The following is a 23,968-nucleotide window of genomic DNA, read 5'->3' as shown; positions in this document are numbered from 1 at the left end:
GCTTATCGTCTGTATTCCTTATTACCATTGAGCTTGCGTCTTCTGTTTCCCACTTTTGTCAGTCAACCAGCGGGGATGACTCTTGCCATGTAAGCTGTTACGCATTTAATTTGTATACCTTCACACCCCACACCCTACACCCCACACCCCTTTCAAAAATTTTCATATCCAATTTAGATGCGCCGCAGCTTATCGCTCTCTGAAGTGTTTGAAACAGTTCATCCCCACTCAAAGCTTTTTCATCAGCACCATGCGTCCACAGGACTTGAAGCGAGTCTTGCACCCTTTTCCAGACTTTGACTTAACTCTATTGTTTAGTGCCATTTAAGTTGACGTTTGCACCGTCTAACTTGGCTTCAGTTAAATCGGTTCTGTTGATGTTCGCATTATTCAGATTCGCCCCCCGCAAATCTGTCTTGCTCAAGTTGGCACCTTCCAGGTTCGCACCACTCAAATTGGCGTTGCTTAAATCGGCTTCAGCTAAATTGGCTCCCCTGAGATCTGCACCTTGCAAGTTAGCGTTGCTTAAATCAGCCTTACTCAGGTTAGAGCTTTGCAGATTGGTCTTACTCAAATTAGCATTAGTCAAATTCGCTCTGGTGCAATCGGCTTGACTCAGATTCTTGCCACTAAAATTCTGTCCTGAAAGAGTTAAACCTGCACATTTGAAATTAGTCACCACCGGATTGGGGTTAGTCAGTGGAGGTTGGCTTGTAATCGGTTGCTCTACAGGTGGGGATGGTGGTTGAACCTGTGCATTGGTGGCAGCATTCCTGGCAAGAAGCCATCCGATCCCAGCAATGGCGGCAAGGAGTGGTAACCCGATCGCCAGACCAATCAGGTATTTTTTATTTTGCGCCATGGGTACGGGTTTTGGGGTGGGCGAATGCTGAATCTGAAGCTGATCGATCGCCTGTTGAATAAACTCTGGCGGAATTCTTGCCTCTGTTCCAGCGTCCATCAGTTCTTTGACAGAATAGCTCTGATTGTGCTGAGCGTACAATTGAGCTGCAAGAGTAAAAACTTCCTCAGCTTTATCTTCAGAAATGCGGTAATCTGAAGGGATTCGATAGTCTGGGCGGTTCATAAGGCAGTCACGGTAAAATAGAGAGTAAAAATAAGCACGGTTTCCGCGATCCTAGTCTCTCTATTCAGCGAGTGTCAGCATTAATCAGTCAAGTGTCCCTCATTCTTTGGACTTAATTTGCGATCGCGCCCCATTCGTGGCTTAAGTTGCGATCCGCGTTTGATCGCTGGATTGTAGAAGAATCCGTCTTCTGACAGTTCGGTTGTACTCCCTGGGTTGCAAGTCTGCTTTTACTAAATTAGTGAATAGAAATCGTAACAACTTTACAAATTGGCGGTTACTACCATGAACAATCTGTCAAATTCAGGTTCCGAGCTCTTTGACAGCGAAAAGGAACGCAGTAACTTGCTATGGCAATACGTTCAATCTTTACACCCAGAGATAGTTGCTCAACTCTCCCAGCCTCCTTTAGAAGTAGTGCAGGTGATGGAACGCAATCTTGTTAGTATGTTAGGACACTTACCTCATGAGCACTTTGGCGTTACAATCACCACAAGTCGCGAACAGCTTGGTCGGTTGCTGTCGTCTGCGATGATGAGTGGCTATTTTTTGCACAATGCTCAACAGCGAATGGTCTTTGAAAAGTCTTGGCAAGGCGCAGCAGAAGCTAACGAGAAAGAAAAATAGCACGCCTTTGAAGTATCCGGGAGTTCAGTTGTTAAGGGTGGGTAAGGCTCACCCCGTTGGCTCTCTATTTAGTTTTTTTAAATCTTTAGGCACGAGTTTCTTAGTATGATAGAAGTTAAACCCTAGGACTGGCACTTGGAGCATGGATAAAAGTTGAGACTACGTCTTCAATTACCAATCCGAGAAAACCACAAAAATTGACCAACACTGGGCAGAAACTATTTTTTGATATGACAGGGCGCATCTTTCTAAATGCTGATGAACTGGATCGGTCTACAGAGGCCAATTTGTCAAACCCGGAAAGTCTCCAGCAGGCTCAGGAATTAATCTATAAATTTTTGAAAGGTCTTGTCAATAGCCAGCCCCCAGAAACAGTACTTATCGAATTTAAACATTTATTCATTTCTGGCGACAGTAGCATTAATTCAGAGGGATTGCAGGCTCTTTATCGAATTGTTTTGAATAATGACGAAGAAGAGTTTAAAAATACTTTAAAACGCTCATGTTACATCTTAATTAATAACTGGGCTTCCCAAAGAAAATTTGCATCTATACAAGAATTAATTGAAATTTTAGCGGATGCCAAGGAAACGCCAACCCCTCTTTCACCCAGCCTCAAGCGCCTCAAAAGCTGGATTACTAATTTTGTTGATCAAGAAGATTATCAAGAACTAAAATTATTCGCTGCACCTCACCTCTCTCAAGATCGAGGCTATTGGAGTCATCGTTATACCTCCTATTTATTAGTACCCCAATATCTAGATTCTCGGAATCCTAAAGAACAGCGAGAAATTGCCCGAAATCTTTCTCAGCGGTTGAAAGAAAAGTTCAAATTTGATTTGGCAATGTATACCGCTCGCTGTAATTCTCCCATAGCTCAAAACCAAGAACTCTCTAATCCTACGAAGCTCGGAGAGGGAGTGATTCGTTTAATCAAAAAAGTTATTACTCGAACCACCTTATTTGATTATACCAACCAAGCTCATATTTTTTTACAGCAAACCAGGGAACTAAATTATCTTAGATTTAAATACAGATTAAAGAGATATTTAGGGGTTAGCATTCACCAGAAAGGCTTATCAGAATCTCTCCCAACTAAGCTGTATGAAAAACTCGATAACCTTTATGAATCTCATAATCAAGATAGCTTAAATGTTGACCTTTTGCTAAGAACCTGTCGGCAAATCATTGAATGGTTAACCACAGAAGATGGTGAAGAGCCTTCTTACCTATTCATTTTGTTGACGACCCAAGGCAATACGCTGACTCTCGTGGTCATTCTACTCAAAACTATTTTGATTTGCCAATATGTTCGGACTTATCTAGAAGTTTGCATTGCCAAACTGATTCGCTATTACGAAAACTATCCCGAAAAGGAATGCCAGTGGTTTATTAATTTCTTGGAAATTTTTAACCTCGTAATGGCTATTTATACGGAAAATGTTCAGTACAACCTCGTTAAAGTAAGAGATAATCATTCCGATAATCAGCCTGTTGGGGATTCAGATAGCTACCGAGTCTTTTCTCAATTCAAAGGAGCTGACTTACGAGGAAATGACTTAAACCATACCGATTTACGCCATAGCGACCTGAGCGCGGCTGATATGCGTGAGGCTAATCTGTGCGGTACCGATCTCACTCAGGCTGACCTGAGTCTTGCTAAACTGAGTAACGCCAACATGAGTTTTGCCATTCTTAATGAGGCAGAGTTGATTGCGGCGGATATGAATCATGCCAATTTAAGCAGTGCGAGGCTGATCGCCACCAAATTACGTCATGCTGACTTACATCAGGCAAATCTGACCCATGCAATACTGAACCGTGCAACACTCAATGCGTCTAATTTAAGTGGTGCCGACCTGCGAGAAGCAGACCTTCAGTATACTGACCTCAGCCATACCAATCTCAACCAGGCGAATTTGAGCGGTGCTAACCTCCAGTATGCAGACTTGAGTAATGCTAACTTGAGCGGGGCGAATTTGAGCGGTGCTAACCTGCAAAATGCTAATCTAGCCCATGCCAACCTCCACAGTGCTAAACTCACTCAAGCCAATCTCAGCCGCGCTGATTTGGAGTCGGTAAACCTGCGGGGTGCCAATCTCCAGGGAGCGCTACTGCGTCACGTCAGAATGAGCCATGCTAGCTTGATGGGTGCTAATTTGCGGGATACAGACTTGAGTCATGCTGAGTTGATTGGTGGCAATCTCAGAGGTACCAATCTGAGCGATGCTCTTTTACGTCACGTCAACCTCAGTGGCGCTGACTTGAGAGATGCTGATCTCAGAGGTGCTAACTTGTTCAGTACCAATCTCAACAGCGCCGATATTAGCCATGCTCAGTTTGGAGAGAGTTCCGAATTCTTTGAGCTCAGTCAAGAGCAAGTAGAGGCTGGCAAAAATACGGTTTGCGAACGACTCGAACGAATCACCCTAGATTGAGTTCGGAAATTGCTACACCCTCTGATCACAAAGCCGAACTTCCGTTGACCGTTATTTTAAATATCCTAAATATTAGAAAAAGGTCAAAAAGAGACCCTGATAATTTATCTCTTTCAACCGAAAAGTCAATCTTAGGAGGTAACAACTATGCAACTCATTCGTTGGGAACCCTTCCGGGAAGTTGACACCCTACAACGGCAAATGAACCGTCTGTTTGATAGCCTGACACACACTACTGATGGGGAAAATTTAGGACTTGCCTTTATCCCGCCAGTGGAATTGCATGAAACCCCTGAAGCGATCCACCTAAAACTAGAAGTTCCTGGGATAGAAGCTAAAGACTTGGATGTGCAAGTGACGGCTGATTCTCTGTCGATTAGCGGTGAGCGAAAAGAAGAAACCAAAACTGAAGAAAAAGGTGTCACGCGCACTGAATTTCGCTATGGTCAGTTTCGGCGAGTGATTCCGTTATCGACTCGAATTCAAAATGATCAAGTGCAAGCCGAATACAAAGATGGCATCCTGAGTCTGACTCTACCGAAAGCTGAAGACGAAAAGACTAAAGTTGTCAAAGTAAACATCGGTTAATCTTCAGTGACGATGGAATAAACCCTTCTTGAAAATAGAGGCTGAAACGGCACCCAATGGTTTCCTATTCTATTTTCATCCTGGGTAGTGAGCTACCGTTCATGAGGATCTCTTCCATCCATACCAAGAACCCCTCCCCTTACCCAGGAGAGGGGTTCATTTTTCTATCTCTTGCAGAAGACTTGCCTCTAAAGCTGATTTCAAGTCAAGATGAGGGTGAGCGGAACGCGAAGTGCATCTAATCCTTCTGGGTAGAAAGCTAGTTCTAGTGTCCTTGCTACCCTGGAAACAGTTGCACCCCCTTGGAATTGATGCGAATGGCAAAAATTGTTCCGTAAACTACATGGCGTTCACGGCCTAATTTCACCTAGACAAGATTGCCATTCTACCGTCTATGATTGACTCTTTGTTCCACGCCTACGCCCCTCTGATCTTCTGGTCAGGGTTAGGGTTCGTACTCTTTCGGTTTATTCCAGAACGTTTTCCCAAGCTACTCGGTCTTGCGCTTTATTGGGTGGGAGTGCCACTACAACTTCTTGTTTTAGGGCGGCAGACAGAGTTATCCCATGGGGGGGAATTGATTCCTTTGGTAGCAGTCGGAGTATTGCTGCTGAGTATGGGCTTAGCCCTGTTGAGTTGGTGGGGATTGCCAGGGTTAAGCCGTGGAAACACCACCGAGTCATCTCCAGAAAGCCCAAAAAATTCCCTGCTTGATTTCTCATTTTCTAATATTAACAAGCTGGGGCGGGCAAGTCTTGGAAGTTTCATCCTGGCTTCCATGTTAGGCAATACAGGGTTTATTGGTTTGGCACTGACACAGGTTCTCTTTGGTACGGAAAATATTAGCTGGCCTGTGTTATTTAGCGTTACTAGTAATGTTGTGGGCAACTATGGCATTGCTGTGTTTATTGCCAGTTATTTTGGTCGTAGTGACAGCAAAAATCATTGGTGGATTCAGTTGCGAGATGTGCTGACGGTTCCGACCCTATGGGCTTTTATCATTGGCTTTAGTACTCGAAATATAGAACTACCTTCTAGTCTGGAAACAGGATTAGAGCAAGCCGTCTGGGTCGTGATTGCCTTTGCTTTATTGTTGGTTGGTCTGCGACTGGGGTCTGTGCATGGATGGCGAAGTTTGAAACGAGCCTGGATGCCAACGTTGTTAAAAGTTGTCATCGTACCGATGCTCGTAGGATTAGGTGCTACTTATTTCGGATTAACTGGCGACTCTCGTCTAACACTAGTGCTCATGTCGGGAACGCCCACGGGACTTTCGGTGCTGATATTAGCAGAAGTTTATGAGCTAGACCGGGAATTACTAGCGAGTAGTATTGCCTTGAGTTTTGTGGGATTGCTGCTGATGCTACCTGTGTGGCTGGTGTGCTTTGGCTAAGTAAAAATACAACTCAGGGGTTAGGGGACAGGGATTTTTATTCTTTTCCTTGACGTTTCTAATTTGTATGTTGACTGGAGCAAGACAAAGTATAGACGGTCACTTCCGAAATCGGATGAGAGTATAAACGTGAAGTGGAGCATAGAGTATCCACCTTTTTCTACCCTGGCGGAATGGAGTGCAAGCGGGTTAAAACATTGGAATCATGAATTCCTCGTGTAGGAGAGAAAAAGTATGTCACATCTGGATGGGCAGCCGATTACCGAAGAGGCATCGCACAAGGCGATCGCACAGCAAGAGGAAAATTCTTTAATGTTGAAAAAAAATCAGGACTCTCCTGCATCTGTTGGCTTAAATCAAGCGCAGAGTAGCGCCTCACCTTTCCACTCTACCCGTCCAGCGATTCCTGGCAGGCAGCCTATTGCTCTGATTTTGGCTCATGGCGATGCCGCGACTGAAGTGGGGGCACAAGAAGCTGGGGGTCAAAATGTTTACGTGCGCCAAGTGGGCGAAGCTTTGGCGAAATTAGGGTGGCAGGTGGATATATTCACCCGCAAAACTCATCCAGACGATGAGCCAATTGTGCAGCATTCCCCCCACTGTCGCACGATTCGCTTGGTTGCCGGACCTCAAGCCTTCATTGCGCGACAGGAGTTGTTTGAATACATGCCCCAATTTGTGGAGGCCTTCCAAAAATTTCAGAGTAAAGAAGGCACGAATTATCCCTTAGTTCATACGAATTACTGGCTTTCCGCTTGGGTTGGCTTGCAACTACAAGCCGAAAGCAATATTCAACTAATTCACACCTATCATTCACTGGGAGCCGTCAAATACAAAGCGCTGGCTGCGCGATCGCCCATGCAGCAGATACGGTTGGCGGTTGAACGGCAGATTTTGGAGCAAGCCAGTTGTGTGGTGGCGACGAGTCCTCAAGAGCGGGAAACCTTGCAATCCCTGGTTTCTGAGCAGGGTTGCATCGAAATGGTTCCTTGTGGGACTGACTTGGAGAATTTCCGCATCATCCCGAAAATGGAGGCTAGAGAGCAGTTAGGACTTGATCCAACCGAGCAGATTATTCTGTATGTGGGACGATTTGACCCTTGCAAAGGCATTGAAACGCTGGTGCGTGCAGTGGCGATGTCCCAGGCGAGAGTCAAAGGCAATGTTCGCTTGGTGATGGCTGGCGGCAGCGATGCCGAACTGGGAGATGGACAAGAACGCCAACGAATTGAGAAAATTGTACAGGAGGTTGGGCTGACCCAACAAACGCTGTTTTCCGGGCGTTTGGGTCACGATGTGCTGCCCCTTTACTACGCCGCCGCCGATGTTTGTGTGATTCCCAGCCATTATGAGCCGTTTGGGTTGGTGGCGATCGAGGCAATGGCTTGTGGTACGCCTGTGGTGGCCTCAGATGTTGGAGGATTGAAGTTCACGGTGATACCGGAGGAAACCGGGTTGCTTGTTCCTGCTCAGGATAAGGCGGCCTTTGCAGCGGCGATCGATCGCATCTTAACCGATGAATTGTGGGCAACCCAACTCAAAGAGCAAGCGTCTGTTCGAGTGCGTCAGAATTTTAGCTGGAGTGGGGTAGCCATTGAGTTGAGTAACCTTTACCGCCGCTTACTGGCGCAGTCGCTTCTGGACGAACGGCTGTGGTCGGCGCAACTGCCTAGTCCTTGGGGAACTGAGGTGTCTCAGGTTAATGTTCCCTCTGCCACACCTGCCACAGGTCTAACCTTGGCTTCCTGATGGAGTCCTAGCGCCAACCACTGAGATGGTATGGCGCGGGTTTCTTTGGCGGGAAGTTCTTTTCCTAGTTTTAGGTTAAATTTAGCGACGTAGCCGCTTAAAATCTATTGATTTCAAAGGTTTGGGCAATTTGTGGCTGGTCTCAAGTCGGATGTTTCCAGTAGGCGGCTTGTCGGTCTGCCACAGGCACTAGGATGCAGGTGGAAGTCACCGTTTTCAGATAATGGCTGTTGTTGAGGCAAGTTTTCTGAAATTAAGAGGCTGTCAGGTTGCTCCAAGCGGGCATCTCCTAACGCTGTGTTACCGAAGTACTGCACCAGGAGTGCTGTGGTTTGAGCAAAAGCGGTATTCAGCGAAACTGGGTTTGGCTGATGCCAGTACTCTACATCAGGTTCATGGTGAAGGAAACGACCGAACAGCATCTGACAATCCTGATAATACTTGCGTGTATGCAAAATGTGGTAATGCCAGACCCGATCGATTTCTTGAGACGGGACTAGCGGAATGTGGGGATGCAGATAGGCTACAGATAAGAACATTTTGTAGCGGTTAATCGCCAATGTGGCTTGCTGGCGAGTCCACCCGGATTGCATGAGTCGCTTTTCGATTGACTCCAAGTCAAGCTGTTTTAGCTTTTGCAAGAAGGTTTGAGCTGACGAGGACAAAACTTGGTTTCCAACTGATATCGAATCCGTTAGCATCGGAGTAATTGGTTTTTTAACGCAGAGGTCACGGAGGTTTTCGCAAAGAGACGCAGAGTTTTTGGCTCTGATTTTCAGTTCATTCCTATTGGATAGGAAAGTATAGGGTATAGGTTGAACTGTTCAGGGGTCTGTTGTCGGTAGCATCACGAAGTCGTGATCAACACCCTTAGACTGAACTTGGACAATGACTGGCTGACTGATGCGATCGCCACTAGGAGCAAATCTGACAGCACCACTGGCTCCCTGGACGCTAAACCCCTGACTGTGCAACGCTTGCTGTAAACCTTCACGGTTTTGACTTTGCTGCAACCCTGCAATCATGGCTTGGGTAGCATCATAGGCGGTAGCAGTGCGCCAGCTAACTTTTCCGCGCCACTGTTGAGTCATTTTTTGTGCAAAAGACGGGTTAACTTGGGGATGCCAAGGGGCGGCGAGGGCTAATCCCTTAACGTCCTGCTGCCCAGCTTGTAAGGTTTTGACGGTATATAATGTGGGGCTGCTAAATAGAGCTAATTTGCCTTGATTGGCTTTTGCCAGCGCGATCGCAGATTCTATGCGATCAATGTGGCTGGAAATAAACAACCCATCAGCACCACTGTTAATAGCTTGAGTCACCGCCGTAGAGGGGTTAAAGTTAGGAGCTGATAAGTCACAAACGGTTGGTACTAATTGCCCTCCCTTGCTTACTAACGCCGCCAAAAATTCATCTTTGAACGAAACATTGCTCTGTGTTTGGGAATCGTAACAAAAGGCAATTTTGGTTTTGCGGGCCGTTTTAATCGCATAGTCGGCTAAAGTTTCTGCCATTACATTCGCTGCGGGAACGGTGCGAAAAATATAGCTACCAAATCCAGAGAGATTATTGGCTGATGAGGTGGCAGATATCATCACCAATCCCTTTTTTTGATAGATCGGAGCAGCCGCGAGAGAGGCATCACTGGAATTGTGTCCCAAAACCCCAAGAACTTGTGGATCGTTAACTAAATCCTGAGCTAGTTTTCGGGCAATTTTTGGGTCATTTTCATCATTGACAATCTGAACTTGCAATTTCTGTCCGTTAATCCCGCCATTTTTGTTAATTTCAGCCTGGGCTGTAGCCACCCCCCGCAGGATTTCTTGAGCTACGTTTAAGTTGCTACCAATGGGTACACTTACTGCTATCTTCAGGGCATCATTTCCGGCTTGGGCGTTATTTAAGTAGATGAGCGTTTCCGGGTCGTTTGGTTGTTGGAGAAGGGAGTTTTTAAAGGATGCGATCGCTTGTTGGTAATCTCCTTTAGCAAAGGCTTCAATTCCCTGTTTTTTATCGGAAGTTACCTTTTCGGAAATTAGCAAATAATTGCCAATACTTCCGCTCCTAGACCCGCTTTTAAAAGTACCTAAAAATCGAGGAGCTGAAATTAAGCTTAATCCTACCATCAGAATATAGAAAATGGGAGGAATTCGGCGTTTTTTAACTCTGACGGCTTCTGTGGTTTCCATAATAGTTTAGATTCTTTCTACAGTTCGATTTGGAGAGAAACGGAGGTGATGCCATAAAGCCAGCAGATTCTCGACTTGGGAGTTGATTTCTGATAATGGAATTAACGATTTTAGCGGGAGTAAATAAGGGAATACTTTTTTAATCTAAAATCCTTGCCTCCCAAATCTATAATCAGCCTCGTTCGCCTTTCAATTGGGCGAGGCGGCGGGAAATTTCATCGTTAAGTGTCAAATGATCTAAATCTGCTTGCAGCCTTTCAGCAGGATTTTCAATGAGTTCCGCGTGGGCATTTGCTTTGAAATATCGCTCTTCGACGGCTGCTTGTGCTGATTCAAATTGATAGCGAGCTGAATTAATATCTAAAGTACTATCAACTTGGGCAATTGTTTCTAATGCTTCGTTGATTTCTGCTAAAGCCTTAAGATTTTGCATCTCTGTTTGATAGGCTTCTAATTTTTCTCGTTCTCGATGCAGTTTTGCTTTGGCAGATACGACAACTTTTTCAGCTTGACTGACTTGTTCACCCATTTTCGGGAGTAGCCGTTCAATTGCAATAGCCCGACTCATTGCCAGTCTTGCCGCTTCTTCATTAGCTTGTTTATAAGCGAGTAAAGCTTGATTTTCAGCCTGTTTAAATTCTTGCTGTTTGGCTGCATATTTCGATTTAACTTTCTCATAAGCAGCAACGGCTGTCGCAACAGATTCAGCCAGTTGAGCGACGGATTGTTGCATCGATTTTACAGAGTCCCACGCTGCTTCTACCGCAATTTTGCCGCCGGATTCAATAGGAATACCCCACAACCAATTCCAGATTGCCATGAGGGTACGTCCAGATTTTGTCCAAATTAACTTAAAACCTAAACCCGTAAGGATAGTGAGAACTAATGGCACAAGCCACTGCTTAGGCGAGTTCAGGTTATTCTGAGTAGAGTTAGTCGGTTTCATGAGTTCCTCACTTCTAACGCATCTAATTTAGGATTGGGATAGAGTGAGAAAAATATGCAGTTTATTTCCCTAATCTCTTGAAATGGGTAAACCCAACCAGTTACTTAATTCTTGTGCCAACCAATCGAGTTCTGGGGTTGTTAGACGACCATAAAAGCGGGTTTTGTTGTCCGCACTCACCGATTGCCCGATGCGATAGCTGATGTCTTGGTAATGACCACTATAAGTAGCAATCTGTCTCGCCCAAATTTTTAACTCTGGTGATACCTCTTCAATGTCCCCTTCACTACCTTGACGATAGAGGCGTTTAACATAGGTTAATTTATACAGGTTATTGCGACTGGCATGAAAAACCTGCTGCCGTCTTCCAAATGCTGTTTTAGTTACAGTCACTGATTTTTGATCAATATGGATGCGTGTGTGTTCATTTGCGGCGAAAGCAGGTTGGCACAGACAATAAATTCCGATACAGAAGAACATCAAGCCAATTGAGGTAACGAACCAGTTACCACTAGGTACAGAGACAGATAACCAACTCAGCGACATGACAGTAAAAAAGCAGAACATGAGGAAATAACAACCTATTGCTCCTACGCCTTCAGCCAATTTTTCTGGAGGTAGGTATATCTCTAAAGTTTCTTCATCCTTGTACAGAGAGACTTTACTGTCAACAGGTTTTTGCAGAGTTAAAGGAGTTGATGTAGTTGATGATTCAATCAGTTGGGATTGAACAAAAGGCTGTTCTAACGCTTTCAATGCAACCGTCGCTGAACTCAATCGTTGCTTGCGGTTGGGATGCGTCAAAAGCTTGAGCCATTGCACAAAGTTTGGAGAAAGATGCGTCACGGGTTCAAATTCAAGCAACAAATTTTCTTGCAGCAAATCAGACGGATGCATCCCTGTTACCAAGTAGATTAACGTTGCACCTAAACTATACAAATCGGAAGCTGGGAAGGCACGTCCGCTAAATTGTTCGGGTGGCATATAGCCATAGGTTCCCACAATCGTCATCGTCCCAATTTCTCGGACAGCCGTTTGCACAGAACCAAAATCAACTAAGTATAAGTCTCCTACCTGATGAGCCGAGCGATCGCCTTTGAGTAAAATATTGCTGGGCTTGATATCGCGATGAATTACAGGAGGATTGCGCTCATGCAAGTAGCTCAATACATTGAGTAACGCCTTAGCAATTTGTTTAACTTCATCCTCACTAAATGTTCGCCCTCGCTTAATCCATTCCTGCAATGAGGTGGCATCAATGTAACTTTGCACAAGGACAAATCCCCGACAATTGGGTAAGTGTAATTCAAAATAATCAAGATAGTGGGGAATCGCTGGATGGGATAGAGATTTGAGGGTTTCGGCTTCTCTTTCAAACAATTTCAAATCTTCCCAACGGAAGTCACTGCTAAAACTAAGAATTTTGAGGACAACGAGTTCCTGGGTATGTAAATCTTGAGCCAGTAGGGTACGCCGTCCAGCATTTTGTCCCAACTGACGTTGAATGTGATAGCGGTGGTGTAATACCTGTTCTTCTTCTAACATAGCTGCTCTCACTTCTAACCCGTCCGATAAGGTATTGGGATAGAGTGAGAGAAATATGCAGTTCTGTTAGATCTAGCTATTCAATCTTTACAAATTTACCGTTTTTAACTTGGATTAAAGCATCGGTACGTTCTTTTTGAAAGAGAAATTCCCGTTCACCTGTGTTGCTTGTGAACTTGAATTCTCCCGTGACACCCTTCACCTTAAAACTCGAATTTCTTAATATATTGTCTAATTCCTGGCGATTTGGTTGTGGTGATTTCAGGAGTTGTTGTAAACCCGTTGCAATCGCTCTTGTTGTATCCTTAGACATTGGCGATCGCCAGGTGTTTAGTTCTGTCTTCCAGAGTTCCCGAAACGAATTCTTTTCTCTCTCATCAGGGAAGTAGGGAACGGATAATGTCAAACCTTCTACTGCTTCTCCTCCCCACTCAATGGTTTTATCGTTATACAAAGTTGGACTGCCAAACATCTTGATGGGTAACTGACTTTCTCGAACCGCCTTGAAGAGTTCCATCGCTTTGGGCAGGTTATTAACATAGGGTGCCACCATCAAACTATTAACATTGTTCTTTTTAATTGTCTCGACCACAGCAATCGGATTAAAATTTGGGTCGGCAAGGTTACAGCCTAGATCAATATGCTGTCCTTTATAAGCTGAAACAACGTACTTAAATTCATTTCTAAAGGATTCCTGATCCGGGGATACATTATCTACACAAATGGCAACTTTGGGGTTAGGAACGGCTCTGCCAAGTCCTTGAGATAATTGCGCGGCAAAAAAAGTAATTTGGGGAACCATGCGAAAAATATAGGATGGTTCTTTCAATTGGTTAGCAAAGCTTGTTGGGGAAATCATGGCTAATTTCCCATCTTTATAGATCGGAGCTGCCGCAGTAGAAGCATTACTCGCATTATGTCCAATAACTGCAAAAATACTGGTATCTTTGACAAACTTACGAGCAACGGCTTGAGCTAGATTACCGTCATTATTATCATTAGCGAGTACCACCTGTAAGGGTAAGCCATTAATCTGGTAGTCGCGATTAATTTCCTCTTGCACTTCTGCGACACCTCGCAAAATTTCCTCGCCTATGGATGGGTTACTGCCAAGGGGTACGCTGACGGCAATTTTAATGGTTTGTTTGTTATTAGCGGTTTTGGCGTTGTTTAAATAAATTCGTGACTCTGGATCATTAGGATTTTTCTCTAGAGACGATTTAAAATTTGCCACTGCCTTGGAATAGTTACCATTGCCAAAGGCTTTCACACCAGCTTGTTTTTCAGAAGTGGTATTTTTTTCGCTTAGAATTTCTTCTCCCAAGCTAATTCCTGACGCTAAGGTAGAATCTTTACGCAGATCGATGATTTTATAGATTTCCAAAGTAAGAGTGCAGAGTGCGATCGCACCCATTCCACACCAGGCTATTTTCTTAAGCTTTGCTCTACTTCCTGAACTTTCTAGCGGTTCTTTTCCTAATTCCGGTGCTGACTCTTCTACAGGATAAAATAGCGGGGGTTCTTCGGGATTTTGAAAAATTACAGGTAACCAAGAGGCATTAGGAGAGCGATTTTCTATTAACCTTAATTGGTCACGCGCTTCGCGCACCGCTTCATGTAAAGAAGCACCTTCAGCAAAGCTTGTGAGAAAACCATTCAAAAATTTTTGTGCAACTTCATCATGAACCGGCTCCCGCATGACGATGATATGAGGAATTTGCAGAGTTTCCAATTGTCGTGCTAATCCCAATCCATCACAGGAGTTAAAAATCGCCAGTTTTAACCCATTCCTAACGGCTTTTTCCAGAGAATTCCTTAGCTTTTGAGGTGATAAATATTCTTGCTCATTAAGCCAAATTTTGGCATCATTTCCATCGGCGTGAGTCGAACTGTGTCCGGCAAAGAAAATAATATCCCAAGGCTGATTTATGAGAATTTCTCTAAATTCATCGGCTCTAGGTTTTTCCACCAATACTAATTCGTCATTTGGCAGTTTCTCTCTAAGAATAGTCCAGTCGGTTTGAATATCAATTTTATCATCGCTACCCAAAATCACTAGAATTTTAACTGAACTTCTCAAAGCTCCTTTTTTGGGTGCACTTCTGCTGCTTATCGCTACTTCAGCCTGATGATAACGATTTTTAAGTAAACGCCATAGCTCCCAGGGTAGCCTCTGTAATTCTTTGTTATCCGTTTGGACGATGAAGCTTACAGAATCATTTCTGTTAACGGTATGTAGCAGTTCCTCTCTTAACTCTCCTAAGTCCGAACGATCTAGCCAGTCATTTAGCTCCCCTTCAAACTGGGAAGCATAAATGGTAGCATTATTCTCGCTGTCAGCACTTGAATAGTTTGTATTGATTTGGTCTGGAACCTCTAGCCTCCGTCTCCACCAGCGGTGGCTTTGCCCCCAAGAGTAGTAAGCTTGTTGCCAGTCATTATAACGGTCAATAATTTGTGTTGCTGGCGCAAGTTTTCCCTTGATTTCTGGAGCGCAAATCTCCCCATTTTCCTTAATTGTTAAGGTTACAGAAAACCCTTGTTCAAAATCACCTTGGTCAATTCTGAATATAACTCGCTTGCTCATATTGAGCTTCCTTTATGTGGATTTCTTAAGCCATATAATACTGGGAAAATCCAATAAAGAAAAGACATTGTTAAGCTATCTACAAACGTCAATCATCTATTTTAAAGTAGTAGGTTAGCTTGAGCGATCGCTCACTTCAGGCTAGCGGATATAATCAGGTTAATTCATCTCATTTTGACCTAACTTCGTTTAGAGTTAAACTACAAATTGTTCGGTAATGCTAGTATCTTTTAACGTCAGACGAACACTGAATCGTTCGCCCACATAAGCACTAAAGTACAAAGAAATATAATCATCTTGCGGTTCGCTTCTCGCTACAGCTTCTAAACCCGGAATAGATGCACCATTTTCATCCAGTCCAATTAAGCGTAAACTGGGTGGTAATTTACCGCGATTATGCATGGGATAAGCTCGCAGCAATACGGCAACTTTACCATCCAGTTTACGTAAAACGGCGACCATTAAAGCGATGGGATGCCCCATTAGCTGAACGCCTAAATCCATCACCCTTCTCATAGCCGAACCTGGATAGTTTGGAGCAATTGTCCATAAATATTCAGCCGCTTTCCAGCGAAGGCTTTCATCTTGAGTATTCTGTATGAGATAAACTAACGCATCTAGCTCTTCAATATGGGACGGGAAAATTATTTCACTTTGACTGTTATACAATTGTTTCACCGCTCGTCTAACTTTTTCTGCTGTTTCTAGTTCAATCCCTCTCACTTGTTTCATCCGAAATCCTGGAGCCAAATTCTTAGACTGAAATAACTCTTCAAAGGTTTGCCACCCGGCTTCCAAAACACCATCTAGCCATAGACTGAGAGCTGATATAGTGGGTGAAACTGACTGCACCCGTCGTTTATATAACTCCTGTAACCAATGACTCTCATTTAATAATGCCCCCCATTTTTCAAATGTTGCCTTTAGGCGAGGAGAATAAGGCGAAGGTTTGCTCAGTTCTTCTATCAAATTTTTTGCTTCCGTCTCTGATAATTTTGGCAAAGGCATTACGTCACCTTTTTCGTCAAAACAAAAGTTAGATGCAAGTTCCATTACCTCTAAGTTTGGAACAACCCAATCTTGCTCAAGATAATAGACCCGATAAATTGGGTCATAATCGGCTTTAGCTTTCAAAGTCTTCCGGGAAACAAAACCCCAAACATGAAGATATCGCTCTTCTAAATCTACTCGTATCGGTAAATAATAATCCGCTGCCAAAGTGGGGATATCGACCCATTCTTGAGACACGACGAAATCAGCCATATCAATAGCATCACTAGGAATCAGTACCAGCCGTTTATTACCCCAATTAATCCCACATCCACTCACGAATTCCCAAATCTGCGGCAAGAGTTGCTCATTGGGAAATGCACTCGGATAAACTTCTAAGTTTAAATTCTTTTGTAGCCAATTCAAAAAGCAATTCAGGCACAGGGAATTGAGATAGGCATAATTACAACCCGTTTCATTAGAGTAACCTTGAGAAGCTAATTTAGCTTGTTCTAAATCACTATCCGAAAGTTCTAACCAGAGATGCTCAGAATAAAGGCTGCTTAAGGTTTGAAGCGTTAATGTCATGGCTCTGTCTGTTGATTATTGTCAATAAAGTTGCAGAATAGTTTCTAACCGGGTTTCGGTGACGGTAGTTATTCTCTTTTGAGCTGCACCTTGAGATTGCAACTCAAGTTGAATTTCAGCTTTGATTTTCTCAGTTATACTGCTGCATACCCATTGCTTTATCACCTCTAATAACTCCTTTACTTCCGCCTCCGACTTATGAAGTCTCGTCCCAATCCCTGAAGGCTTCAATTGAAAAATATAAAATAATTTTAATACCTCCCGGCTCTGGGTTCCCAAAACCTGAATGGTTTTTTCAAAAAAAACATCAATCTGATCAGAATAGTATTGATATAACACGACTTCAATTTCCTTCAGGCATTCGGAACTGGGTTCAAGCTCCAAATGTTGTTTTACCCAATTCAAAATTTGAGTTAAGATACGTTGATTCAACCGCTGAAGCAGGCGACTAATTTGGTATTGTGCTTGACCCCTAAATTCTTTACCCATTTGGCTTTGTTTAAGTTCTAAGCCATACCTGAGAAACAGCAATTGTTTTTCTTGAGTTTCTGGCAATCCTTCCAGCAAATGAGCAATAAAGTCCCTAAAAGCAACAACAGTTTGTTGCATTTCCTCATCTTCTTTGAGTTGACCAGGAATATTTTCTAATAAAGATGTATTTTCATCGGTCGTCGCGGGTAAAGATGTATCGAGAGAATCAAGGGGTGGGTCTAAAAGTTTTCGGATTGCTATTCCGATATTTTCCAGCCAAGTTTTAATCTCCTCTCCATTAATATCTCGATTATGACCCTCAGGTAATGCGAGTTGATCTCTAAATTCACAATACCGCTTGGCAACATTCTGAAAATGTTCGATTTTAAATTGATTGACTCCCAATTTAATGGAATGTCTGATTTCTTGAAAGCACTGCCAAGCCAGCAGATATTTTGATAATTCTGCTTGAGTGTAACCTAGATAATGCAAAGCTTCTTTAACTTGTTTCCGCGTCGAACGTGCAGCTAACCCTAAGGGGGTTCGACCCAGGGTATCTATCCCTGTTAATTCTCGAAATTTGGGAATTATTAGATACTTAATTTTAGCATCGACAAATCGCTTTAAGGTAGGATACCAATATTCAAATTGAGAACGTTGACTATCAAAATTTTCAAAAAAATTGACGGGATGGTTTGCCAATTCAGCTCCTATTAAAACTAAATCGCGAAAGTAACTAGGATTGAAATGAGCAAGTCTGGTAGCGACTTTTTCACACCGTCTTTCTAGAAAAGCGATCCAATGGCTTTGCAGGAGTTCATGCTCTGGATGCTGCTGTAACATCTCAAATAAATAGCGAGCTATTCTGGAAGTTAGTATTTTTTCATCAAGTTCTGCTAATGGATCTATTTTTTGACACAACTCATTAATGCGATCGCGCAACCGTGGCTCAATTCGCCAAATAATGCGATGTTCTTCTAGCCTGTCAGGTAAGGTGTAAAAACATTCCAATGGCATGACGGTAACCGGAGCAACTCGATTAGACCACTTGCTCTCATTCAAGTGTTGTGATCTAGCAGTAGTACTTATCTCTGTTAGCTGTGCCACTTATGCAAGACTTCGATTGAACCCTGTAGACTAGCGACAAAGGTTTGACACTTTGTTATTGGGTCTACTGCTTTATGATTGGGATGAAGTCAAAAAATTATGCAGTTGGAGACGATCTTATACGGGCAGTCCCAGTGCGAACTGAAGCAAAGTTTCCTATACTGCATACTTCAGACTTCACACTGCATCCTGATTTATGTCTCGTGCCAAAGCTCTACAATATTACGTCCTGACGCGTCTACTCCTAGCCCCTTTGATGCTGTGGACGATTACAACCCTCGTGTTTCTCCTGCTCAGAGCCACGCCAGGAGACCCCGTTGATGCGATTCTTGGCGGTCGTGCTCCCGATGAAGAGAAGAACAAACTCCGACAACAGTTAGGGTTATCCGACCCTTTGTGGTTGCAATACCTTCGCTATCTAGGAAGCTTACTGCATTTCGACTTAGGTAGCTCTATATCCAGTCAGGGTCAAAAAGTATGGGAAATTATTCAGCTTCATTTCCCCGCCACCATGGAATTGGCGGTATTTGGGATTATAGTGGCTTTTCTCGTGGGTGTTAGCATTGGGACTCTCGCCGCCTCCCGCAGTGGCACTGTTTTTGATATTGGCGGACGCCTATTTGGGATCATTACCTATTCCCTACCCCTGTTTTGGGTGGGGATGATTTTACAATTAATTTTTGCGGTGCAACTCAATTGGTTTCCTCTGGGAACACGCTTCCCAATTTCCATCCCCGCTCCTGTTGGGTTCACGGGTCTTTATACCCTTGATAGCCTGCTCAGCGGCAACCTGAACCAGTTTTTTACCGCCCTCTATTATCTCGCGTTACCAAGTATTACATTGGGAGTACTGCTCAGTGGGATTTTTGAGCGGATTGTGCGAGTGAACCTGAAACAAACCCTGAAAGCCGATTATGTGGAAGCTGCCAGAGCCAGGGGTATTCCCGAAGCTCGAATTGTCGTCGCCCACGCTCTGAAGAATGCGATGATTCCCGTGATTACCGTGTTGGGACTAACGCTGGCTTCCTTGCTGGGAGGAGCCGTGTTAACCGAAGTCACCTTTTCTTGGCCTGGTTTAGGCAATCGCTTGTATGCGGCGATTTCCGAACGGGATTACCCAACCGTGCAGGGAATTATGGTATTTTTTGGCTCAATTGTTGTCGTGGCTAGCATGGCGATCGATATTATCAATGCTTTGATTGACCCGCGTATTCGGTATTAACGCTCAGATAAGCTGGGGAGCTAGGGAGAGGAATTGATCGATTTTATCCTGTTTTCAGAAGATGCCATTTAAATGCGCGTTAGCTTACGGTTAGTAGCGAATTTGCAGCGTCACGGATTGTTGCACCTTCTGCTCACCCCCAACAACGGGCGTGTCAGCCGCTTGCTCTGTTGCGGCTTTAGGCATATTGGCAACAGCGGGATAAATGATGGGTTGAGGTGGGTTGGCTCCATTAATTTGAATGCCCATCACTTCCCGTTGGTTGAGATTGAGTGATCTTAAGGCCGCATCAGCCTGCTTTTTCGCATCGTCAGCCGCTTTCTGAATCGCTTGCTGTTGAGCTTGTGCGATCGCATGATCAGAAGCCACAAAACTCACACCATCAATCCGTGTTGCGCCGGCGTTGATCGCCTCATCTAACAGCGTCCCGGATTTATCGGTATCAATCCGAAAGCTGACGGTGTTCGTGCCTGTATAACCATTAATGCGTTGCTTCCCATCTGTGTAAGTATAGTTAGGCGTCAGGCTAATACCCGTGGTTTCCAGCTTCTCTACCTTACGGGATTTCAGCAGTTCCACCACCATTTGCGATCGCTTGGCGACCTGCTGTTGTACGTCCTGAGCCGTTTTGCCCTGAATCTCAACACCCAAACGCACAAACGTCAAGGTTGTGGGAATGTTAACCGTGCCGGTACCTGATACCGTGAGGGTTCTAGCGGCAGAGGCTAAATTGGGCGTTTGGGCGTTACTCGAAACAGCTTGGCAGGAGGTGAGAGTGAGCAAACTACCCACTAATAATAATGTCTTCAACCGATCGCAGGGATTCAACGAGGAATACAGGAAGCTGTTCATCTTTTGGCTTACTAGGTGGATTAACTGTTCCTAATCTGGCATCCAAATTGGCGTGAAGTCCGATGGGTTACAGTTTTAGAAACTAGGTTGGTTCTCCCAGACTTGTGGTGGAAAACTCTATTTTTGGGTCATGGGTAATGGGTAATGGGAATTTTTGACTCGGTAGGGAAAAATTAAGGACAATTATCATGGTGTCAGGGTTGTTTAGTCGAGATATGGCCTTCCAATGCAGCCAGTAACCCATCCCATTGTGAAAGACTTAGTATTGATAGGTGGCGGTCATACCCATGCGATCGCACTCCGCATGTTGGGCATGAATCAGTTGCCCGGATTACGCATTACTCTAATTACCGACACCTCCCACACCCCTTATTCTGGGATGTTGCCCGGTCATGTTGCGGGTTACTATGACTTTGACGAATGCCACATTGATCTGCGACACCTCGCTCAGTTTGCCCAAGCTCAACTTTATATTGATCGCGCCGTCGGTCTTGACTTAAAAAACAACAAAGTTCTCTGTGCCAATCATCCACCCGTCGCCTTCGATGTCTTATCCATCGATATTGGCAGCACTCCAGCCAAAGTGGATGTACCCGGTGCCGCCCAATATGCCATTCCCGCCAAGCCAGTTCCCCAATTTTTACAACACTGGAATCAGTTCGTTGAAGACTTTGCCAACAATCCCCAACAACCCATGCATTTGGGTATTGTGGGGGGTGGTGCTGGCGGCGTGGAACTCGCACTGACGATGCAAGGACGTCTGCATCAAATCCTTCAAGCCAAAGAACACCCACAACAAGAGCAACCACAAATTCATTTATTCCAGCGTGGTGCTCAATTAATGCCCAACCATAATTCTTGGGTACGCCGACACCTCTACAACCTGCTGATGAATCGGGGTGTTCAGGTACATTTAGAGGAAACCGTCAGTGAGGTTTTACCGGACAAAATTCACTGTGAATCCGGTTTACAGGTAGAGTGCGATTATACCTTTTGGGTCACAAATGCCTCAGCACCCCAATGGATTGAGGAATCTGGACTGAAGACCGATTCAGACGGCTTTATTTTAGTAGGGGACACCTTGCAATCCCTGTCTCATCCTCATATTTTTGCCGCAGGTGACATTGCTACGATGGTGAATCATCCGCGTCCCAAAGCTGGGGTTTTTGCCGTACGTCAGGGAAAGCCGCTGTTTGAAAATTTGACGGCATTCTTACTAGAAAAACCCTTAAAGCCTTACAAACCGCAGCAGCAATTTTTAGGATTAATTGGTACAGGGGATGGAGAAGCGAAGGACGCTAGCACGCCCCGCTCCGCTATCGCATCTTGGGGGGCTTTGTGCTGGCAATCCCCGTTACTCTGGCGCTGGAAAGATTACATCGATCGCAAATTCATGCAGCGCTTTAGCGACTTGTCACCCATGGGGAATGGGCAAGAGCATAAAATCCCAAATTCCAAATCCATCTTACCCTTAGTCTCTAACAGTCTTTTCTTATCTTCCCCCATTAATAAGGGAGGAGTAAGGGGGGTCAAGGAAGGAAGCCCAAATCCGACGATGCGTTGTGCAGGTTGCGGGTCTAAAGTTGGTAGTTCTACCCTAGAGCGAGTATTGCAACGGCTGCAACTGCAAACCCCAAATTGGACGCAACGAGAGGATATTCTCATCGGATTGGGAACGCCTGATGATGCAGCGGTAATACAAGTCCCCGCCGGTCAAGTGATGGTGCAGAGTATTGATTATTTTCCCGCCTTACTTAGTGACCCTTATATTTTTGGTCAAATTAGTACTCATCACGGCTTAAGTGATATTTTTGCCATGGGCGCAACCCCTCAGAGTGCCTTGGCAATGGTAAGTGTTCCTTATGCCAGCGAAGACAAAGTAGAAGAAACGCTCTATCAACTCTTATCGGGTGCGATGAATGTACTCTACCAAGCACAGGCGCAATTAATCGGGGGTCATACCACCGAAGGGGCAGAATTAGCCTTTGGACTGGCTTGTAATGGACTGGCAGCACCGGAGAAGTTGCTCAAGAAAGGGGGGATGCAGCCCGGTCAAGTGCTGATTCTCACGAAAGCCCTAGGCACGGGGACACTATTCGCCGCTGATATGCGCTTGCAGGTGAAGGGGCGATGGATTGATCAGGCGGTTCACTCCATGTTGCTATCTAACCAGGAAGCCGCTAACGTGTTTGTGGAATATGGGGCGACAGCCTGCACGGATATCACAGGGTTTGGTTTGTTGGGGCACCTGATGGAAATGGTGAAAGCTTCGGGTGTGGCTGTTGAGTTGGATTTAGAGGCAATTCCAGTATTGGAAGGGGCACTCGAAACTCTGGAAAAGGGAATTATGAGTTCTCTGCAACCCCAGAATCTAAGAGCCTCGTATTACATCAACAACTTACCTGAAGTTAGCACTTCTCCTAAATACCCACTCTTGTTTGACCCCCAAACCTCTGGTGGACTTCTCGCTGCGGTGCCGGCTGGGCAAGCCGACTTATGTTTAGCCACACTGCAAGCCAGAGGTTATGCCCAGAGTCGAATTGTGGGTTGTGTGATACCTCGTGTGGAAGAGGTTAAGCCCGTTGCGATCGCAACAATTTAAATTTACCGACAGCTTCGCAATGAGTGATAGCGTTCCGGTACATTGGCACGACAAAAGTTGACTCCATTAATTAAGGCACCTTCCAGTTTCGCCCCCTGAAGGTTCGCCCCTTCTAGATTGGCACCACTCAAATTTGCCAACTCTAAGTTAGCTCCCTTGAGATTAGCCCCTCGCAGATCAGCATTCTCTAAATCCGCTCCTTTGAGATTGGCACCACTCAAGTTGGCATTCGTCAGTTGAGCTTTCTTCAGGGAAGCGGAACTCAGTTGAGTCCCTTTAAGATTGGCACCACTCAGGTTAGCCTGACTCAGGGGTGCACCTCTTAAGTCACATCGAATACAATCGCCCGTCTGCTGCAATGTTTGAAAGTGTTCGCTGGATGCGGCGTAAACAACAGAGCTAAATCCAACGGTTGCCAGGAGAGTTATCGCTGTTATCCCTTGGAATTTCATATTAAATTGGAGAATTGCCGATACACTGGAACCACCTTACAATGGCTCAAAGCCAGTGCAATTCCTCTATTGAGGTGAACCGTTTGGGTGAAGACAGACCCAGATAATCGGTCATATAATGCTACCTATTGCGAATATCTAGCCTGTTGCGATCGCACTCATTCACCTCAATTAACTCCTCTTCCCCAAGCGATCGCTGTTACGTGTTGACAAGAGTTAAGGCGCTCGTAGAGAGATTGGCAATCTACTTAGACATGACCAACATTTAAGCCTTCCACTCTCAACCTTAGTTGACTCATTTTTTGTAAATCTTGATACAAAAAACGATCATTTAAACATCGATTAGCACTTGATACTGGCATAGCATATATTCTTTCAAATCCATTTTGTTCCTGTTGTCAAAGGGTACTTAGCCAAAAAAAGAGAGCTGAAACGAAGATTTATGCATCAACACTTCATAGAATTTTCAAAGGGTTAATATTTTTCCGACTGACATATACCATCATGAGTCCCACGATTGTCACTATCTCCAGCTATA

General features: G+C 44.6%; 17 protein-coding genes. 7 read left to right on the top strand and 10 right to left on the bottom strand.

The genetic code is table 11. The features are described from left to right. Positions 1 to 307: 307 nt before the first annotated feature. Positions 308 to 1,087, bottom strand: a complete 780-nt coding sequence (locus tag MIC7113_RS33925; protein ID WP_015185628.1) for a pentapeptide repeat-containing protein — start codon at positions 1,085 to 1,087, stop codon at positions 308 to 310. Between the two features lie 285 nt (positions 1,088 to 1,372). Here MIC7113_RS33925 and MIC7113_RS28315 point away from each other — a divergent pair, with 285 nt between their 5' ends. The 5 genes from MIC7113_RS28315 to MIC7113_RS28295 all read left to right on the top strand — a co-directional run bounded on the left by MIC7113_RS28315 (position 1,373) and on the right by MIC7113_RS28295 (position 7,882). Further along, the gene (locus MIC7113_RS28315; RefSeq protein WP_015185627.1) at positions 1,373 to 1,714 is read left to right on the top strand and encodes a DUF760 domain-containing protein; all 342 of its coding nucleotides are present in this window, start codon (positions 1,373 to 1,375) and stop codon (positions 1,712 to 1,714) included. A gap of 230 nt (positions 1,715 to 1,944) precedes the next feature. Further along, positions 1,945 to 4,152 (top strand): pentapeptide repeat-containing protein, encoded by a 2,208-nt coding sequence (locus MIC7113_RS34315; protein WP_015185626.1) that lies wholly within the window; start codon positions 1,945 to 1,947, stop codon positions 4,150 to 4,152. 147 nt (positions 4,153 to 4,299) lie between these two features. Then, positions 4,300 to 4,740 carry an Hsp20/alpha crystallin family protein gene (locus MIC7113_RS28305; RefSeq protein ID WP_015185625.1) on the top strand — a complete coding sequence of 147 codons (441 nt, stop codon included), beginning with the start codon at positions 4,300 to 4,302 and terminating at the stop codon, positions 4,738 to 4,740. Positions 4,741 to 5,134: 394 nt separating this feature from the next. Beyond that, entirely contained in the window at positions 5,135 to 6,133 is a 999-nt protein-coding gene (locus MIC7113_RS28300; RefSeq protein WP_015185624.1) for an AEC family transporter, read from the top strand. 234 nt (positions 6,134 to 6,367) lie between these two features. After that, positions 6,368 to 7,882, top strand: coding sequence for a glycosyltransferase (locus MIC7113_RS28295; protein ID WP_015185623.1), 1,515 nt, complete (start codon positions 6,368 to 6,370; stop codon positions 7,880 to 7,882). A gap of 113 nt (positions 7,883 to 7,995) precedes the next feature. On the opposite strand, the gene MIC7113_RS33915 is transcribed toward MIC7113_RS28295, so the two are convergent. From MIC7113_RS33915 to MIC7113_RS28260, 7 genes are all read right to left on the bottom strand, one after another. Next, complete coding sequence (locus MIC7113_RS33915; RefSeq protein WP_015185622.1) at positions 7,996 to 8,583, bottom strand: glycine-rich domain-containing protein; 588 nt, start codon at positions 8,581 to 8,583, stop codon at positions 7,996 to 7,998. 123 nt (positions 8,584 to 8,706) lie between these two features. Continuing rightward, positions 8,707 to 10,068 carry an ABC transporter substrate-binding protein gene (locus tag MIC7113_RS28285; protein WP_015185621.1) on the bottom strand — a complete coding sequence of 454 codons (1,362 nt, stop codon included), beginning with the start codon at positions 10,066 to 10,068 and terminating at the stop codon, positions 8,707 to 8,709. A gap of 172 nt (positions 10,069 to 10,240) precedes the next feature. Next, positions 10,241 to 11,014 carry a PspA/IM30 family protein gene (locus MIC7113_RS28280; protein ID WP_015185620.1) on the bottom strand — a complete coding sequence of 258 codons (774 nt, stop codon included), beginning with the start codon at positions 11,012 to 11,014 and terminating at the stop codon, positions 10,241 to 10,243. 69 nt (positions 11,015 to 11,083) lie between these two features. Continuing rightward, positions 11,084 to 12,559: a serine/threonine protein kinase gene (locus MIC7113_RS28275; RefSeq protein ID WP_015185619.1), complete on the bottom strand. Its 1,476-nt coding sequence runs from the start codon at positions 12,557 to 12,559 to the stop codon at positions 11,084 to 11,086. A gap of 76 nt (positions 12,560 to 12,635) precedes the next feature. After that, entirely contained in the window at positions 12,636 to 15,146 is a 2,511-nt protein-coding gene (locus tag MIC7113_RS28270) for an ABC transporter substrate-binding protein (RefSeq protein ID WP_015185618.1), read from the bottom strand. A gap of 195 nt (positions 15,147 to 15,341) precedes the next feature. After that, on the bottom strand, positions 15,342 to 16,724 hold the full coding sequence (locus MIC7113_RS28265) for a DUF1822 family protein (RefSeq protein WP_015185617.1): 1,383 nt from the start codon (positions 16,722 to 16,724) through the stop codon (positions 15,342 to 15,344). A gap of 21 nt (positions 16,725 to 16,745) precedes the next feature. After that, positions 16,746 to 18,257, bottom strand: a complete 1,512-nt coding sequence (locus MIC7113_RS28260) for a hypothetical protein (protein WP_155898109.1) — start codon at positions 18,255 to 18,257, stop codon at positions 16,746 to 16,748. A gap of 241 nt (positions 18,258 to 18,498) precedes the next feature. Here MIC7113_RS28260 and MIC7113_RS28255 point away from each other — a divergent pair, with 241 nt between their 5' ends. Beyond that, positions 18,499 to 19,524, top strand: a complete 1,026-nt coding sequence (locus tag MIC7113_RS28255) for an ABC transporter permease (protein ID WP_015185615.1) — start codon at positions 18,499 to 18,501, stop codon at positions 19,522 to 19,524. Positions 19,525 to 19,614: 90 nt separating this feature from the next. Here the strand turns inward: MIC7113_RS28255 and MIC7113_RS28250 are convergent, their stop codons facing one another. Then, positions 19,615 to 20,376 (bottom strand): SIMPL domain-containing protein, encoded by a 762-nt coding sequence (locus MIC7113_RS28250; protein ID WP_015185614.1) that lies wholly within the window; start codon positions 20,374 to 20,376, stop codon positions 19,615 to 19,617. 226 nt (positions 20,377 to 20,602) lie between these two features. Here MIC7113_RS28250 and selD point away from each other — a divergent pair, with 226 nt between their 5' ends. Next, complete coding sequence (gene selD / locus MIC7113_RS28245) at positions 20,603 to 22,978, top strand: selenide, water dikinase SelD (protein ID WP_015185613.1); 2,376 nt, start codon at positions 20,603 to 20,605, stop codon at positions 22,976 to 22,978. Between the two features lie 2 nt (positions 22,979 to 22,980). Here the strand turns inward: selD and MIC7113_RS28240 are convergent, their stop codons facing one another. Further along, entirely contained in the window at positions 22,981 to 23,430 is a 450-nt protein-coding gene (locus tag MIC7113_RS28240) for a pentapeptide repeat-containing protein (RefSeq protein WP_015185612.1), read from the bottom strand. Positions 23,431 to 23,968 lie beyond the last annotated feature (538 nt).

Source organism: Allocoleopsis franciscana PCC 7113 (assembly GCF_000317515.1).
GTDB classification, from domain to species: domain Bacteria; phylum Cyanobacteriota; class Cyanobacteriia; order Cyanobacteriales; family Coleofasciculaceae; genus Allocoleopsis; species Allocoleopsis franciscana.
Note: the sequence above shows the minus strand (reverse complement) of the source record. Positions and strands in the feature narration are given on the sequence as shown.

Coding starts and splice junctions, on each gene's coding strand:
- MIC7113_RS33925 (WP_015185628.1), bottom strand. CDS start 1,087: ATGAACCGCCCAGACTATCGAATCCCTTCAGATTACCGCATTTCTGAA.
- MIC7113_RS28315 (WP_015185627.1), top strand. CDS start 1,373: ATGAACAATCTGTCAAATTCAGGTTCCGAGCTCTTTGACAGCGAAAAG.
- MIC7113_RS34315 (WP_015185626.1), top strand. CDS start 1,945: ATGACAGGGCGCATCTTTCTAAATGCTGATGAACTGGATCGGTCTACA.
- MIC7113_RS28305 (WP_015185625.1), top strand. CDS start 4,300: ATGCAACTCATTCGTTGGGAACCCTTCCGGGAAGTTGACACCCTACAA.
- MIC7113_RS28300 (WP_015185624.1), top strand. CDS start 5,135: ATGATTGACTCTTTGTTCCACGCCTACGCCCCTCTGATCTTCTGGTCA.
- MIC7113_RS28295 (WP_015185623.1), top strand. CDS start 6,368: ATGTCACATCTGGATGGGCAGCCGATTACCGAAGAGGCATCGCACAAG.
- MIC7113_RS33915 (WP_015185622.1), bottom strand. CDS start 8,583: ATGCTAACGGATTCGATATCAGTTGGAAACCAAGTTTTGTCCTCGTCA.
- MIC7113_RS28285 (WP_015185621.1), bottom strand. CDS start 10,068: ATGGAAACCACAGAAGCCGTCAGAGTTAAAAAACGCCGAATTCCTCCC.
- MIC7113_RS28280 (WP_015185620.1), bottom strand. CDS start 11,014: ATGAAACCGACTAACTCTACTCAGAATAACCTGAACTCGCCTAAGCAG.
- MIC7113_RS28275 (WP_015185619.1), bottom strand. CDS start 12,559: ATGTTAGAAGAAGAACAGGTATTACACCACCGCTATCACATTCAACGT.
- MIC7113_RS28270 (WP_015185618.1), bottom strand. CDS start 15,146: ATGAGCAAGCGAGTTATATTCAGAATTGACCAAGGTGATTTTGAACAA.
- MIC7113_RS28265 (WP_015185617.1), bottom strand. CDS start 16,724: ATGACATTAACGCTTCAAACCTTAAGCAGCCTTTATTCTGAGCATCTC.
- MIC7113_RS28255 (WP_015185615.1), top strand. CDS start 18,499: ATGTCTCGTGCCAAAGCTCTACAATATTACGTCCTGACGCGTCTACTC.
- MIC7113_RS28250 (WP_015185614.1), bottom strand. CDS start 20,376: ATGAACAGCTTCCTGTATTCCTCGTTGAATCCCTGCGATCGGTTGAAG.
- selD (WP_015185613.1), top strand. CDS start 20,603: ATGCAGCCAGTAACCCATCCCATTGTGAAAGACTTAGTATTGATAGGT.
- MIC7113_RS28240 (WP_015185612.1), bottom strand. CDS start 23,430: ATGAAATTCCAAGGGATAACAGCGATAACTCTCCTGGCAACCGTTGGA.